This is a genomic window from Stenotrophomonas sp. SI-NJAU-1 (assembly GCF_020883215.1).
Taxonomy (GTDB): domain Bacteria; phylum Pseudomonadota; class Gammaproteobacteria; order Xanthomonadales; family Xanthomonadaceae; genus Stenotrophomonas; species Stenotrophomonas indicatrix.
On sequence record NZ_CP086598.1, the window covers coordinates 3,334,348 to 3,348,969 of the forward strand.

Below are 14,622 nucleotides of genomic sequence, written 5' to 3' on the forward strand. Positions count from 1 at the left end.
GGACCGAAGCCCATGCAGCGCTGGATCACCCTGCTTTCCCTGGCCATCGGCACCGCCGTGGCCGCCCCCGTGGCGCTGGCCGCACCGGTCTGGGTCACCGCCTGGACCGCTTCGCCCGCGCCTGACCGCAAGGATGGCAGCGCTGACGCGCCCGTGCAGTTCGCAGCGCAGACCGTGCGCCAGGACATGCGCCTGGGCAGCAAGGGCGATGCGCTGCGGCTGCGCATCAGCAACGAACTGGGCACCACGCCGCTGCATGTGGAAGACGTACGGGTGCGCCTGAAGGATGGCAAGGCGGCAGCGCTGCCGATCACCGTCGATGGACGCACGTCCATCGACGTACCGGTGGGCGCAGCGCTGATCAGTGATGCACTGCCCTTGCCGGTTGCCGCCCTGCAGGAGATCAGCGTGACCGCGTACTTCCCGCAGCCCACCCGCCCCGCGGTGCGGCGTACGGTGGTGCGGGTGGCCGACGGAAAGCAGGACGCGGTGGCCGACAGCGTGCGCGTGGGCTACCAGCAGAACGTGTTCTCTGCGGTACTGGTGCAGCGCGCGGACCGGCCGCAGGTGATCGTTGCCCTGGGTGATTCCATCACCGAGGGCGCGACGGCCTCGCGTGGCTCGTTCAACCAATGGCCCGAGCGCTTGGGCCAGCGCCTGCAGCAGGCGTGCCCGGACCGCTTCGTGGTGCTCAACCAGGGCATCAGCGGCAACAAGCTGCTGGACCATGGCCGCAGCCACAGCGTGCTGTCACGGCTGGATCGCGACGTGATCGCAGTGGCCGACGCGGACCAGGTGATCCTGTTCGAAGGCATCAATGACATCCGCCACGGTGGCGGCGCACAGCCGCTGCCAGGACGCAGCGCAGCAGACATGCTGCTGGGCTACCGCCAGGTGGCTGCCCGGCTGCATGCACATGGCATCCGCGCTCATCTCGGCACACTGACGCCCTTCGGCGATTCGGAGCGCTACGAACCGGTATCGGCTGCCACCCGCACCGCGATCAACCAATGGGCGCGTAGCCAGGACACCGGCTTCGATGGTGTGGTGGATTTCGATGCGGCCCTGCGTGATCCGAAACAGCCGGAATCACTGCCGGCGGACATCACCCGCGATCATCTGCACCCGAACGACGAGGGCTACCGGCGCATGGCCGACGCGATCAACCTGGCGGCGCTGGGCTGCAACGCGCGTTGAAAGAGCGCCGAGCCGGTTTACCCCGGTTGCCGCGGCCCGAACATGATCACTGCCATGCCGGCCAGGCAAAGCGCAGCCCCCAGCATGTCCCAGCGGCTGGGACGGATGCCGTCGACCAGCCACAACCAGAACAGCGCCGTGCCGATGTACACGCCACCATACGCGGCGTAAACGCGTCCGCTGGCGGTCGGGTGCAGCGTCAGCAGCCAGGCGAACAACGCCAGGCTGGCCGCCGCCGGCAACAGCAGCCAGATACTGCCACCCTTGCGCAGCCACAGCCACGGCAGGTAGCAGCCGACGATCTCGGCCAGCGCGGTCAGCAGGAACAGACCGAGCGTTTTCACGCCTTTTCCGTGGCCTTGGCGTGCTGCCAGAGCGCTTCCTGCGCATCCAGGTCGAGTGCGGCCAGCGAATCGCCTTGTGCCTCGGCCTGCGCCTCCATCGAACGGAAGCGACGTTCGAACTTGTGGTTGGCCCCACGCAGCGCGGCACCCAGATCGATGTCCGCATGGCGCGCCAGGTTGGCGCACACGAACAGCAGGTCACCCAGTTCCTCCTGCAGGCGCGCCTTGTTGCCCACGATGTCACCGCGTTCGAACTCTTCGCGCAGTTCCTGCAGTTCCTCGGCCGCCTTGTCCAGTACCGGCAGCGGACCGGGCCAGTCGAACCCCACCTTGGCCGCGCGCGACTGCAGCTTCACCGCCCGCTGCCATTCCGGCAGGCCACGGGAGATCCCGGCCAGCGCCGAGGTGTCCTGATCGCCCTTTGCGGCGCGCTCGGCACGCTTGATCGCGTCCCAGTTACGCATCACGCCGTCGGCATCGTCGACGCTGACATCGGCAAACACATGCGGGTGCCGCCGCTGCATCTTGTCGCTGATCGCGCGCGCGACCTCGGCGAAGGCAAACGCACCCTGTTCTTCAGCCATGCGCGCATGGAACACGACCTGGAGCAGCAGGTCACCCAGTTCATCGCAGAGGTCGTCGAGGTCGCCCCGATCGATCGCGTCGGCCACTTCATAGGCTTCTTCGATCGTATAGGGGGCGATGGTGGCGAAGTTCTGTTCCAGGTCCCAGGGACAGCCACCCTGCGGGTCGCGCAGGCGCGCCATGATGGCCAGCAGGCGCTCCAGCTCCGCGCTGGCGTTGCCGGTGGCAGGGGTATCGTGCGTGCTCATGCGTTTCTCCTGGATCAATCGGACAACCAGTCCCGCCACGGCAGGCTGGTATCACCCAGCGCCATGAAATCGCCGTTCAACAGCGTCGGCCGGCGGTTGTAGCGGAACGGCTTGCCGGTCCCGACCGAGAGCACCGCACCACCGGCTGCGTGCAGCACGCACTGGCCAGCAGCGGTATCCCATTCGGAGGTCGGGCCCAGCCGCGGATAGACATCCAGTCCGCCTTCGGCGATCCGGCAGAATTTCAGCGAAGAGCCCTGCACCACGGTCTCGATGTCGCCCATGCGGGCCAGCAAGGCATTCGTCTCCGCTGAACGATGCGAGCGGCTGGCGGCGACGCGAAGGGGCGCAGTCGCGGGTGTACGGGTACGCAGCACGGTGTCATGCACACCCTGCCGGCGATACGCCAGCTCGCCCCGCATCGCGTGCCAGACAATGCCGGTGACTGGCGACTGGACCACGCCGAACGCCGGGGCGCCCTGGTAGATCAGCGCGATGTTGACGCTGAACTCGCCATTGCGCTTGACGAAATCGCGGGTGCCATCAAGCGGGTCGACCAGCCAGTACGCGCCCCAGTGCTGACGCTGCTCCCAGGGCACCAGCGGCGACTCCTCCGACAGGATCGGCAGGTCCGGTGTCAGCTGGCGCAGCCCCTGCTGGATCACCCGGTCCGCGGCAAGGTCGGCAGCGGTGACCGGGCTGTCGTCGTCCTTGAGTGTCACATCGAAACCGTTGCTGTAGACCTGCATGATCGCCTGCCCGGCTTCCTGGGCGATGGCGATCGCGGTTTCGCGCAGTTCCGTGGTCAGCTTGATCATCGTGCTCCCTGCAGCCACTGGCGGGCGATGAACAGCGCCGCCAGCGAACGCCCTTCGGAAAAGTCCTCGCGCAGCATCAACTGGTCCAGATCGGCCAGCTTCCACGGCACCACGTCCAGTTCCTCCGGCTCGTCGCCGGCCAGCTTCTCCGGATACAGGTCGCGCGCGACCACCAGCCAGGACTGATGGCTCATGTAGGTAGGCGCCAGGGTCATCGCGCGCAGCACGTCGACCCGCCGAGCGCCATAGCCGGCCTCTTCCTTCAGCTCACGGTCGGCGGCCTGCTCCGGCGTTTCGCCGGCATCGATCCGGCCCTTCACCAGGCCAAGCTCGTAGCGGTGCATGCCGGCCGCGTATTCACGTACCAGCAGCACGGTTTCTTCATCCAGCATCGGCACCACCACCACCGCGCCATGGCCACGGCTGACCAGGCGTTCGAAGCGACGGCGTTCGCCGTTGGAGAACTCCAGGTCCAGGTGCTGGCGCTGGAAGGGCCCGTTCTCCTCGTCGGTGATCCGATGGATGATCGGCAGAGGACGCCTTGCGCGGTCATCGTTCACGCGGAATCTCCGGGGCAGACGGCGCGTGCGCCGAGGCCGATAGAATGTGCAGGCAGCAACATGTTCATGAGCCCGAAATGCTAGCAGACCCAACCCCCTCTCCGCTGGTCCAGCACTGGCGGCAACGCGACCTCAAGGTTCTGTGGCACCCGTGCACGCAGATGCGCGAGCATCCGGACACGTTGCCGCTGGTGCCGATCGCCCGCGGCGAAGGCGCCTGGCTGATCGATCACGACGGCAACCGCTACCTGGATGCGGTCAGCAGCTGGTGGACCAACCTGTTCGGCCATGCCGAGCCGCGCATCGGCGGCGCCATCGCCGCCCAGGCCGGGCAGCTGGAACAGGTGATGCTGGCCGGGTTCGGCCACGAGCCCGCGATCACCCTGGCTGAGCGCCTGTTGGCCCTCGCGCCGCGCCAGCCCGGCCGCGCGCCGTTGGCCAAGGTGTTCTACGCCGACAACGGTTCGGCCGGCGTTGAAGTGGCGCTGAAGATGGCCTTCCAGTATTTCCAGAACCGCGGTGAGACCCAGCGCACGCGCTTCGTCTCGCTGGAAAACGGCTACCACGGCGAGACGCTGGGCGCCCTCGCACTGGCCGACATTCCGCTGTACCGCCGGGTCTATGCGCCGCTGCTGGCCGAGGGCCTGTTTGCGCCCTCGCCCGACGCCTACCTGGCCGAGCCCGGGCAGAGTGCGGCCGACCGCGCACGCCAGGCCGCCGATGGGCTGGCCACGCTGTTCGACCAGCATCCGGGCGAGATCTGCGCGGTGATCCTGGAGCCACGGCTGCAGTGTGCCGGTGGCATGCGCATGCACGATCCGGCCTATCTGCAGCGCGTGCGTGAACTGTGTGACGCCCATGGTGCGTTCCTGATCGCCGACGAGATCGCCACCGGCTTCGGCCGCACCGGCACGATGTTCGCCTGCGAGCAGGCCGGGGTGATGCCGGACCTGCTGTGCCTGTCCAAGGGCCTGACCGGTGGTTTCCTGCCCTTGGCTGCGGTGCTGGCCACGCAGGCGCTGTACGACGCCTTCCTTGATGATTCGCGCGAGCGTGCCTTCCTGCATTCGCACAGCTACACCGGCAACCCGCTGGCCTGTGCGGCAGCGCTGGCCACGCTGGACATCTTCGTCGAGGACGATGTGATCGCGCGCAATCGCGGCATCGCCTCGGTGATGGGCACCTTGGCCGCGCCGTTCGCCGACCATCCGCACGTGGCCGATGTGCGCCAGGCCGGGATGGTGGTGGCCTTCGAACTGACCCGCAACGGTGACAAGCGCACGCCCTTCGATCCGGCCCTGCGGCTGGGACTGCACGCCTACAGGGCGGCGCTGAAACGCGGCGTGGTGCTGCGCCCGCTGGGCAACGTGCTGTACTGGATGCCACCGTACTGCGTGGATGACGAACAACTGGAGCTGCTGGCGCATACCACGCTGGCGGCCATCGACGAGGCGATTGCATGCGCGTGACCCGCTGCCCCATCGACCTGGCGCTGCACAGCGGCCAGACCGTGACCCTGCCGGAAGAGACGGCCAACCACCTGGTGCGGGTGATGCGCCTGCGCGAGGGTGACACCTGCGTGCTGTTCAACGGCGATGGCCATGACTACACCGCGACGCTGACGCTGGCGGGCAAGCGCGAGGTACAGGTACGCATCGACGCGGTGCAGCCGATCGCCAACGAGTCGCCGCTGACCATCACCCTGCTGCAGGGCATTGCTCGGGGCGAGAAGATGGACCTGATCCTGCAGAAGGCCACCGAACTGGGGGTGAGCGCCATCGTGCCGGTGAATGCCGAGCGCACCGAAGTGAAGCTGGATGCAGCACGCGCGGAAAAACGCGTGGCGCACTGGAACAACGTCGTGCAGTCGGCCTGCGGGCAGTCCGGTCGTGCGCGCATTCCGCAGGTAGGAGCGCCGCAGTCGCTGGCACAGGCCAGCGCAGCACTGCCCGCCGATACGTTGCGGTTGACCCTGGACCCGCTGGGAGCGCACCGGCTGTCGACACTGCAGGCAGCGCCGGCCGGCGGCGTGGTGATCGCCATCGGCCCGGAAGGTGGCTGGTCGCCGCGTGACCGTGAGCAGCTCGCCGCCGCAGGCTTCCAGGGCCTGCAGTTGGGCCCTCGCATCCTGCGCACGGAAACCGCAGGCCTGGCCGCAATCGCGGCCTTGCAGGCACGGCTGGGCGATCTGGGGTAAGGCTACGGTTCGTTGGCCGCTGCGCTCGCCGGGCATGGCCCGGCGCTACCGGTCCGGTGGCCGCTGTGCTCGCCGGACATGGACGGGCGCTACCCGATATCCGGAACGCCTGCGGTAGCGCCGGGCCATGCCCGGCGGATTCCGGTCAGGACGCCAGCGAATCCAGCGCAGCTTCCAGCGCGTCGAGATTCGGCAACAGCGCGCTCTGTTCGCCCAGCAGTACGCGCATGTGCACGATGTCGGGCAGGTTTTCCTCGGACGCGTCGGCCAGCAGGCCATCGCGCGGTACCGAAATCAGCTGCGGGAAGCTCTGCGTCAACAGCGCGTAGTAGGGGCGCTGCGGGTTGCCGTTGAGGGACTTGAGCACCACCACCTTGTTGTGGCCTGCCACCGTCTCTTCGCCCAACCCGCAGAGCCGTGCGAACGACACCAGGGGCACCTGCCAGCCGTGCCAGCCGATCTCACCCACCAGCCAGCGCGGCGCGTCGGCGACCGCCTGCACCGGCACCCGCGACATCATCTCGGCCACGGTTGCATTGGGCAGCAGAACCCGTTCGGCACCGGCCGAGATCAGGACGCCACGGATCTCATCATTGCTGGCGTAGCTCATGCGGCATCTCCGTCGTCATCCAGGCCCCAGCGCGCGGCGATCACCTGCGCCAGTTCCTGCGGTTCACCGGCCACCATGCCGGCGGCGACCACGGCCGTCGCCGCAGCCGGGTCGTAGCAGCCTTCGCCCACCTGCCCGGCCACCCAGGCACCGGCGGCGGCGAGGTCCAACGCCGGGCCCACATGGGCCAGGTCGGCACCGCTGAGCAGCACCAGCGCGCTGTGCTCGGCCGACAACGCGGCAATCGAGATGCCCTGCGCTTCGCTCTGGAAATACAGGCCATCGGCAGCAGCGTGCACGCCGATGTCATCGGCCAGCACGTGCACTTCGCCAGCGGTGGCGCGCTGGCCGGCTTCGGCCAGCTGCACCGGCAGCGGCGATACGCGCGCCATCTGCTTGACCAGGTTGCCGTAGCGGCCGCCGTCCAGGCGCATGTGCACCAGCACCGGCACGGCCAGTCCGCTGGGCAGGGCTGCGAGCAGGCGGCGCAATGCATCGGGACCGCCGATACCGGCCAGTACCAGCAGGGCACCGGCGCGACTGCCTGCGGGTGCGGCGGCGTCCAGGTCGACCAATGAAAGATGTGCGGTATCGAAGGCGGGTTCCGCCGCTGTGGTCGTGACGGCCGCCTGTGGCGCTGCTGGCGCGTCGCTGCCCTCGTCGACCAGCGACCAGGCCGTGTGGTCGGTGAATACCGACGGCGCAGCGGCCGGTACCGGCGGCGGTTCCGGTGCAGCTTGCACAGGCGCTGACGTTTCCGGCAGCACCGGCTGCAGCGCAGCCAGCGCCTGCTCGAGCGCGACGGGCTCGTGCAGGTGTGCCGGCGGCGAATAGAGGCCATCAGCCGGCACGTCGTCGGCCCACGAACGGGCCTGTTCCAGGTGCGTCTGCAGCGCGGTTTCCTTCGGCACCGGCGGCGTCGACGGCAGGCCCGGCTCCAGCTGCAATGCCGGTTCGTCCTCGGCGCCGGGCGGCAGCACCTGCTGGTGGCCGTGCAGCTTGGCGGCAAGATGACGGCCCCAGCGCTGCGCTTCCCAACCATCGCGACGCGCGGCCAGTTCAGCCTCGTCGAACACCAGGGTCAAGCCGGGTGCTGACAGCGCCGGTTCCAGGCGCTCCAGCGCGTCTTCAATGGCCGCTTCCAGCGCGATCACCACGAACTGCGGGCGCGCATCATGCAGCGCCTGCGGCTCCAGCGTCATGGGATCGTCTTCCAGCACGATCTGCACGTCGGCATGGGCCAACGCCTCGCGCAGGCGCTCACGCGCCGCACCCGGGCGGGCCAGCAGGGCTACGGCCGGAACCGGATCGAGGTCACTCACGGACACGGGCAATCCCCAGCAAGTCGTACACGTTACGCATCAGGTCCAGCTCCTGGTACGGCTTGCCCAGGTAGCGCTGCACACCGATTTCGAAGGCGCGCTGGCGGTGCTTGTCGCCGCTGCGCGAGGTGATCATCACGATCGGCACGTCCTTGTAGCGCGGGTCGGCACGCATCGCGGTGGCCAGCTCGTAACCGTCCATCCGCGGCATTTCGATGTCCAGCAGCATCAGGTCCGGCACGCGCTCTTCCAGCTGTTCCAGGGCTTCGACGCCATCGCGGGCGACGCTCACCTCGAAGTTGTGACGCTCCAGGATGCGGCCGGTGACCTTGCGCATGGTCAGCGAATCGTCCACCACCATCACCAACGGCACCTGCCGTTCCTGGCGCGGCGCATTGACCAGTACCGGCGCGGTCGGGTTGGCCAAGAAACGACGCACCAGCGGGGCCACGTCCAGGATCACCACCACGCGGCCATCGCCGGTGATGGTGGCGCCGTAGATGCCCGGCACCGAGGCGATCTGCAGGCCCACCGGCTTGACCACGACTTCGCGGTTGCCCAGCACCTGGTCGATCGCAACGGCGGCGCGCAGGTCGCCGGCGCGGACCAGCAGCAGCGGCACCTGGGCCTGGCCGTCAGCGCGTGCCGGGGCCTGGCCTACCAGAGTGCCGAGGTCGTACAGCGGATAGTCTTCGCCACCGTACCGGTAGCTGCTGTCGGCGGCTTCGAAGCGCTCGTGCGACAGCCGGCCAATGCCACTGACCGAGGCGACCGGCACCGCGAAGGTGGTTTCGCCGATCTGCACGAACACCGCCTGGGTGACCGCCAGCGTCTGCGGCAGGCGCAGCGTGAAGCGCACGCCCTGGCCACGCACCGACTGGATGTCGACCGAGCCGCCGAGCTGGCGCACTTCGTTGCCGACCACGTCCATGCCCACGCCACGACCCGCCAGCTGGCTGACCTGATCGGCGGTGGAGAAGCCCGACGCGAAGATCAGGTTGTCCAGTTCCTGTTCGCTCGGCTGTGCATCGGCAGGCAGCAGGCCGCGCTCGATGGCACGACGGCGGATCGCCTCACGATCCAGGCCAGCGCCATCATCGGCCACGTCCAGCACGATTTCCGAGCCCTCGCGGTGCAGGCGGATGGCGATTTCACCTTCTTCCGGCTTGCCGGCGGCACGACGCTGCTCCGGTGCTTCCAGACCATGGGCCACCGAGTTGCGCAGCATGTGCTCCAGCGGCGCGACCATGCGATCAAGCACGTTGCGGTCGAGCTCGCCGTGGGTGCCTTCCAGGGTCAGGTGAACCTGCTTGCCGGTATCCATGCCGGCCTGGCGGACCACACGGCGCAGGCGCGGCACCAGGCCGTCGAACGGCACCATGCGCGCGCGCATCAGGCCATCCTGCAGTTCCGAACTGACACGCGACTGCTGCTGCAGGAGCGAATCGTACTGGCGCGACAGATCATCCAGCACGCCCTGCAGGCCGCCCAGATCGGCGGCCGACTCGTTCAGCGCGCGGCTGAGCTGCTGCAGGGTGGAGAAACGGTCCAGTTCCAGTGGATCGAACTTCTGGTCGGCCTGGTCCTGCTCGCGCTGGTAGCGGGCCACGATCTGCGCTTCGGTTTCCAGGTCCAGGCGACGCAGCTGGTCGCGCAGACGCGCATTGGTGCGTTCCAGTTCGCCCATCGCGCCACGGAAGGCGCCGAGCTGCTGTTCCAGGCGCGAACGATAGATCGCCACTTCACCGGCGTGGTTGACCAAGCGGTCGAGCAGGTCGGCGCGCACACGCACCTGTTCCTGCTGCGGACGGGCCAGCGGGTCTTCCTCGCTGGAACCTTCCACCGGCAACGGTGCCGACAACGGGGCATCGACCACGGCCACGGCCGGAGCCGCCTGCGCGCTCTGCTCTGCCTCAACGGCATCAGCAGCGCTGGCTGCAGCTGCGCTGGCCGCGGCGGAGATATCGGTCGTGGTGCGTGCTTCAAAGGCATCGAGCAGATCCTGTGCCGGCTCGACGATGCGGTGTTCGCCGGTGCGCGTCAGCAGCTGGTGCAGACGGTCGAAACCGCGTTCCAGCAACTGCACGTCAGCACGTTCGATCTCGGTGCGCCCGCCAGCGACGGCTTCCAGCAGCGATTCGATGCTGTGGCCAAGATCACCGATGGCATTGATGCCCGCCATGCGCGCGCCGCCCTTGAGCGTATGCAGATCGCGCTGCAGGCCGGCCAGGGCTTCGCGATCCTGCGGCGCTTCGCGCAGCTCGCTGATCAGCCCATCGCAATGATCCAGCAGGTCCTTGCCTTCCTCGACGAAGATGTCGACCAGCTCGCGGTCATGGATGCTGAAGTCGAGCAGGTCGGCACTGTCTTCGGATTCAGATTCAGAGTCGGAGCGGGTCTGGGCTTCTTCGGCCTGGGCTTCGAGCAGGGGCGCATCCGCCGGCACCACCGCGTCGACGCTGTCGATGACGAGAGGTTCAGCGTCGACCGCCGCAGCCTCCGCTGCGACCGGCACCACGATCATGCCGCTGTCCGCCGCGGGAACCTGGCCCGGAGCATCTTCCAGCTCGAAGAAACGCGAGGGCGAAATGGCGTCCTGCGCCGTCTCCGCGGCCCCGACGTCTTCCACCGTCGCCGGGGACGGCTGGTCGGTGCTCTCTCCTTCACCGACCGCCGCCTCCCCGCCGACGTCCGCATCCTCGGCAAAGGCTTCCGCCTCGCCGGGCGCGAGTTCGCTGGCCTGCAGGCCGAGCACGGACCATTGCCCGTCTTCGTCCTGGCCCTGCTCCTCGTCGATCACGTGAAGGCCGGCCTCGAGCGCGGCTTCCAGGGTGATCGGGTCTGCGAAGCCCGGCACAGCCATTTCATCCTGCAGGCTGGACAGCCCGCTGTCGAGTGGCACTGCAGCAGCGTCGTCGTCCTCTGCTGTTTCAGGCGTGAACGGCGACAGCGTATTCAGGTCGTTTGCGACATCCAGGTCGCGGTCATCAACAGGAAGTGCGCTGGCGTCCAGATACGGCGACAGATCGTCCACCGCAGTCAACGCGGCGTCTTCCGATGCCGTCACTGCCTGGCCAGCTTCGATCTCCGCTGCGGCGACAGTGGAAGCAGCCACCTGCGCTGTCGATTCCGGCGCCGGGCCGTCCGGCATCGACGGCCACCCTGCATCGAAGTAGCGCGACAGATCATCGCTGCCGGTCAATTCAGCGGACTCCAGGTCCGCATCGCTCAACGCATTTTCGCTGACCTGCAGCGCCTCCAGCACCTCGGCACCGGTGTTGCGTTCGACCTCCGGCTCGCTCTCCACCGCATGCACCAGCTCGACCATGTCGGCGTCGGCGGCATCCACTTCTGCGACCAGCGGAAGCAGCGGGTCTTCGTCTTCATCCTCGACGTCCAGCCCGGCCATCGGCCAGCGTGCTTCCGGCAGCTCGCCGGCCAGCGCCTGCAGGCGCTGCGCCAGTTCAGCCTGCGGCGCAATCCGCGGCTGCTCGGCCTGCAGCGCGTCCATGGTCGCGTTGATCGCCTGCGCGGTCTCGTCCAGGGCCGCCACGGCGTCATCACCCGGCACCACTTCTGCAGCCAGTGCACGCTTGATGTACGACTCGGCGCCGCCAGTGACAGCGGTGATTTCCGGCACCTCGGTCATCGCGAAGGCACCGTTCATGGTGTGCACCGCGCGCAGCAACGCATCGCTGACCGGCTGTGGCGCCTGCTGCGCCGAGCGCAACCAGCCCTGCAGCGTGGCCTGGTGGAGTTCCACCTCGGCCTCCAGGATCTCACGCAGCACGCTGTCGATGTTGGCCGGGGTACCCGGCGCTTCGACAGCGCTCTGTGCGGGGGCATCGACATCCGGCACGGCGCTGTCCAGCGGCGCGGCAGCATCGGTCGGCGCCTCGGCCGTCGGCGCGGTGGCGCCCGGCAGCGCAACGTAGAACGTTTCTTCGCCTGCACCCACGCGATCGGCGATGGCCTGCATCGCCTGCAGGTCGACACTGACCCGCTGGCCATCGCGCAGTGCCGCGTTCAACTGCGGCAGTGCCGTGTATGCGTGATCGACCATCGCCAGTACCGCCGGCGTGGGGGCACGGCTGCCATCAAGCACGCGGTTGAGCATGCCCTCGATCTTCCACGCGAACTCACCCAGGGTACGTGCGCCGACCAGGCGGCCACTGCCCTTCAGTGTGTGGAAAATGCGGCGGATCGGCCGCAGCCGGTCCATGTTGTCCGGTTGCATGCGCCATGCCGGCAGCAGCGTGCCGAGATTGCCCAGCTCGTCGTCGAATTCTTCCAGGAACACCTCGCGGATGTCCTGGTCGATGTTCTCGGCATCGTCGTCGAAACCCGCATCGAACCCGCCCTCGGCCACGGCTGGCGGCACGGTTCCGGCCGGCTCGACGGTTGCCTGCATGGCTTGGGGATTGAAGCCGGCGGCGGCGGCATTCAGCTCTGCGAAGAACTGCGCATCGGCTTCGCTGAAGTCGATCGGCGCGATGGTATCCACATCGACCAGTGCCACGGTCGGCGCAGCAGGCACGGCCGGCAGGTCGTCGGATGCGGGCAGGTCAGCGGCCGGTGCGACGTAGACTGCGGCATCGGTCGCAACGTCGCCGTCAACGGTGGAGCCGAACTGTTCGGTGATGGCCAGGCCATCGTCGGCCTGCGCCACCGCACCTGCGTCAATGAACTCCAGCGTCGCAGGCGAGGCCTGCTCGTCGTCCAACGACAGCGTTTCCATTGCCTCCAGCGACAACACGTCATCGGCGTTGTGCAGCAGGCTGCTGTCGAAACGGAACACCACATCGTCGCTCAGCGACGTGTGGCCGTCCTGCTCGGCGGCAACCGGATCGAAGGCCGGCGAAATGACCACGTCCAGCGACGCGGCAGACGACGCCTCGTCCAACGACGTCGCCAGGAAGGCGTCATCATTGCCGTCTACGGCGCTTGCCTGCGTGTCGCCCTCTTCCGGCACCGGCGCTTCGGACACCGTCCAGGCAGCGGTGTTGGGCTGCTCGGCGGACACCGGATCGAAGCTGTCGAACGTCGGCGCACGCTCGTCGCTGCGTTCGGCAGCACTCCCTGCCGGCGCGTCGAATCCACCCAGTTCCCACTGCGGCACTTCCGGCGCGGGGGCGCTGGAGGCAGCGAACAACAGGGGCGCCGGGGTGCCGTGCGGTTCGGCCGACAACGCTGGCGTACCCAGCGATCCGAACATCAGGCCGTTGTCGGCGGGCATAGCCTCCGGCAGCGGGTCGAAGGTGAAATCGGGCAGCGGCACCGGCACGTCACCCGGTGCCGGCGCGGAGGCCTGCACGTCGATATCCAGCGGTTCGATCTGCAGCGGCTCGGCTGCCGTGACCACAGCTTCGCGCATGACCGGCTGCACGTCTTCGGCAGCGACCACGCCGCGCTCGGGCAGCGGCCAGTAGCGCAGCGCTTCCAGGCTGCTGCGGGTGATGTCGAGGATGTCCTCGCGACCCGGACGGCGGTCACGCAGGGCTTCCAGGTAGTACTCCAGGCTGGCCATGGCGTCAGCCAGGGTGTCCAGCTGGCGACCACTGGGCACCCGCTGACGACCGATCAGTTCGGCTTCGATGTACTGCTGCACGCCGCGCAGATAGTCTGCCGCGGTGCCCAGGTCGAGCATGCGCAATGCGCCGGAGACATCGCCGAGCAGGCGTGGCACGTCGTGCAGTTCGGCGTGGTTCCAGCTGGTTTCGATGAAAGCGACGAAATGCTCGCGGGCGGCGGCGAAATTGGCGATCGCCTCGTGTGCCAGCACTTCCACCGTGCGCCGGTTCTCCACCGCGCTCGGATCATCCTGGCCACTGCCACTGGCACCGAGGTGTGCGACCTGGTCGTCCAGCGATGCATCGACATAGAGCAGTGCACCGGCGATATCCAGCAGCATGTCTTCGTCGATCTGCTGGCGCCCCTCGACAACCCCGCGCAGCGCGTCGCGCTGCTGCACGACCACGCCCCGCGCAGCGCCCAGGCCGAGCATGCCCAGTGTATCGGCCACCGAACCCAGCTTGGTCACCTGCTCCTGCAGCTGCTGCGGCGAACCGTCGGTACGCAGGTGCAGGTCCAGCGCGTCCTTGACCTGCAGCAGTTCTTCCTTGACCGCGTTGCCAACGGTGTCCAGCAGCTCCCGGTTGCGGCCGCTGAGGCTGCCGCGTGCATGGTCCAGTTCCGCTTCGGTGGCGGTCACCGACTCGGGCGCGAACGCGAACAGCACGCTGTCGTTGATCAGCGCTTCGCCACGGGCGGCACGGATCTCGTTGAGCAGCGGCTGCAGCACGATCGGGATGTCACGGTGCCCGTTCTGCAGGCGCTCCAGGTAATCGGGCAGCAGCACGCTGCCGCGCATCAGGGTGGCACAGGCCTCGTCGCGCTCGGCGACCTCGCCCTTGCCGACGGCGATGGCGAGCTGTTCCAGCTCCTCGGCCACCATCGCCGGTGCATACAGTTCGACCATGCGCAGCGTGCCCTGCACCTGGTGCAGGTAGCCGGCGCAGATGCGCATGCGGCTGCTGTCGGCCGGGTCTTCGGCGAAATACTCGACCTCATTGCGCACCAGGCGCAGGGTCTCGTCCAGCTCGGGCTTGACCCAGCCCAGGGCTGCGTGGCTCATCGCATCGCGCAGGCTGCTCATGGATGCGCTCCGGTCGCCGCCGCGCGACGGTCGCGCGGATCCTGGCGTGGGGAATGGAAATGCTTCATCGACTGGTTCCTTGCTCG

Annotated in this window: 10 protein-coding genes; 3 read left to right on the forward strand and 7 right to left on the reverse strand. The window is 68.1% G+C overall.

All coding sequences use genetic code 11. The features are described from left to right. Positions 1-12: 12 nt before the first annotated feature. Positions 13-1,197 carry a GDSL-type esterase/lipase family protein gene (locus LMF57_RS15265; RefSeq protein ID WP_208082455.1) on the forward strand — a complete coding sequence of 395 codons (1,185 nt, stop codon included), beginning with the start codon at positions 13-15 and terminating at the stop codon, positions 1,195-1,197. A gap of 17 nt (positions 1,198-1,214) precedes the next feature. Here LMF57_RS15265 and LMF57_RS15270 read toward each other — a convergent pair whose 3' ends face one another. Genes LMF57_RS15270 through nudE form a run of 4 tightly spaced genes read right to left on the reverse strand, consistent with a single transcriptional unit; the run spans position 1,215 to position 3,752 of the window. Next, positions 1,215-1,541: a YnfA family protein gene (locus LMF57_RS15270; protein ID WP_089236521.1), complete on the reverse strand. Its 327-nt coding sequence runs from the start codon at positions 1,539-1,541 to the stop codon at positions 1,215-1,217. Further along, the gene (mazG, locus tag LMF57_RS15275) at positions 1,538-2,374 is read right to left on the reverse strand and encodes a nucleoside triphosphate pyrophosphohydrolase (protein WP_088100967.1); all 837 of its coding nucleotides are present in this window, start codon (positions 2,372-2,374) and stop codon (positions 1,538-1,540) included. Before mazG ends, LMF57_RS15270 begins: the two co-directional genes overlap by 4 nt. Positions 2,375-2,388: 14 nt before the next feature. Continuing rightward, positions 2,389-3,192: a 3'(2'),5'-bisphosphate nucleotidase CysQ gene (gene cysQ, locus LMF57_RS15280; protein WP_025877764.1), complete on the reverse strand. Its 804-nt coding sequence runs from the start codon at positions 3,190-3,192 to the stop codon at positions 2,389-2,391. Then, the gene (gene nudE / locus LMF57_RS15285; RefSeq protein ID WP_093818697.1) at positions 3,189-3,752 is read right to left on the reverse strand and encodes an ADP compounds hydrolase NudE; all 564 of its coding nucleotides are present in this window, start codon (positions 3,750-3,752) and stop codon (positions 3,189-3,191) included. The genes cysQ and nudE overlap by 4 nt, the downstream gene beginning before the upstream one ends. Positions 3,753-3,829: 77 nt before the next feature. On the opposite strand from nudE, the gene bioA reads away from it, so the two are divergent. Both bioA and LMF57_RS15295 read left to right on the forward strand, forming a co-directional pair. Continuing rightward, positions 3,830-5,221, forward strand: a complete 1,392-nt coding sequence (gene bioA / locus LMF57_RS15290; RefSeq protein ID WP_229290149.1) for an adenosylmethionine--8-amino-7-oxononanoate transaminase — start codon at positions 3,830-3,832, stop codon at positions 5,219-5,221. Continuing rightward, positions 5,212-5,949 carry a 16S rRNA (uracil(1498)-N(3))-methyltransferase gene (locus tag LMF57_RS15295; RefSeq protein ID WP_117311105.1) on the forward strand — a complete coding sequence of 246 codons (738 nt, stop codon included), beginning with the start codon at positions 5,212-5,214 and terminating at the stop codon, positions 5,947-5,949. The genes bioA and LMF57_RS15295 overlap by 10 nt, the downstream gene beginning before the upstream one ends. Before the next feature lie 145 nt (positions 5,950-6,094). On the opposite strand, the gene LMF57_RS15300 is transcribed toward LMF57_RS15295, so the two are convergent. Genes LMF57_RS15300 through LMF57_RS15310 form a run of 3 tightly spaced genes read right to left on the reverse strand, consistent with a single transcriptional unit; the run spans position 6,095 to position 14,536 of the window. Next, the gene (locus LMF57_RS15300; protein ID WP_229290150.1) at positions 6,095-6,559 is read right to left on the reverse strand and encodes a chemotaxis protein CheW; all 465 of its coding nucleotides are present in this window, start codon (positions 6,557-6,559) and stop codon (positions 6,095-6,097) included. Further along, a complete protein-coding gene (locus tag LMF57_RS15305) occupies positions 6,556-7,887 on the reverse strand; it encodes a chemotaxis protein CheB (protein ID WP_229290151.1) in 1,332 nt (443 codons plus the stop codon). The genes LMF57_RS15300 and LMF57_RS15305 overlap by 4 nt, the downstream gene beginning before the upstream one ends. Continuing rightward, the gene (locus LMF57_RS15310) at positions 7,874-14,536 is read right to left on the reverse strand and encodes an Hpt domain-containing protein (protein ID WP_229290152.1); all 6,663 of its coding nucleotides are present in this window, start codon (positions 14,534-14,536) and stop codon (positions 7,874-7,876) included. The genes LMF57_RS15305 and LMF57_RS15310 overlap by 14 nt, the downstream gene beginning before the upstream one ends. Between the last annotated feature and the right edge of the window lie 86 nt (positions 14,537-14,622).

Bases quoted from the DNA above. Each gene is read 5' to 3' on its own strand.
- LMF57_RS15300 (WP_229290150.1), bottom strand. From the start codon at position 6,559: ATGAGCTACGCCAGCAATGATGAGATCCGTGGCGTCCTGATCTCGGCC.
- bioA (WP_229290149.1), top strand. From the start codon at position 3,830: ATGCTAGCAGACCCAACCCCCTCTCCGCTGGTCCAGCACTGGCGGCAA.
- mazG (WP_088100967.1), bottom strand. From the start codon at position 2,374: ATGAGCACGCACGATACCCCTGCCACCGGCAACGCCAGCGCGGAGCTG.
- LMF57_RS15310 (WP_229290152.1), bottom strand. From the start codon at position 14,536: ATGAGCAGCCTGCGCGATGCGATGAGCCACGCAGCCCTGGGCTGGGTC.
- LMF57_RS15265 (WP_208082455.1), top strand. From the start codon at position 13: ATGCAGCGCTGGATCACCCTGCTTTCCCTGGCCATCGGCACCGCCGTG.
- cysQ (WP_025877764.1), bottom strand. From the start codon at position 3,192: ATGATCAAGCTGACCACGGAACTGCGCGAAACCGCGATCGCCATCGCC.
- LMF57_RS15295 (WP_117311105.1), top strand. From the start codon at position 5,212: ATGCGCGTGACCCGCTGCCCCATCGACCTGGCGCTGCACAGCGGCCAG.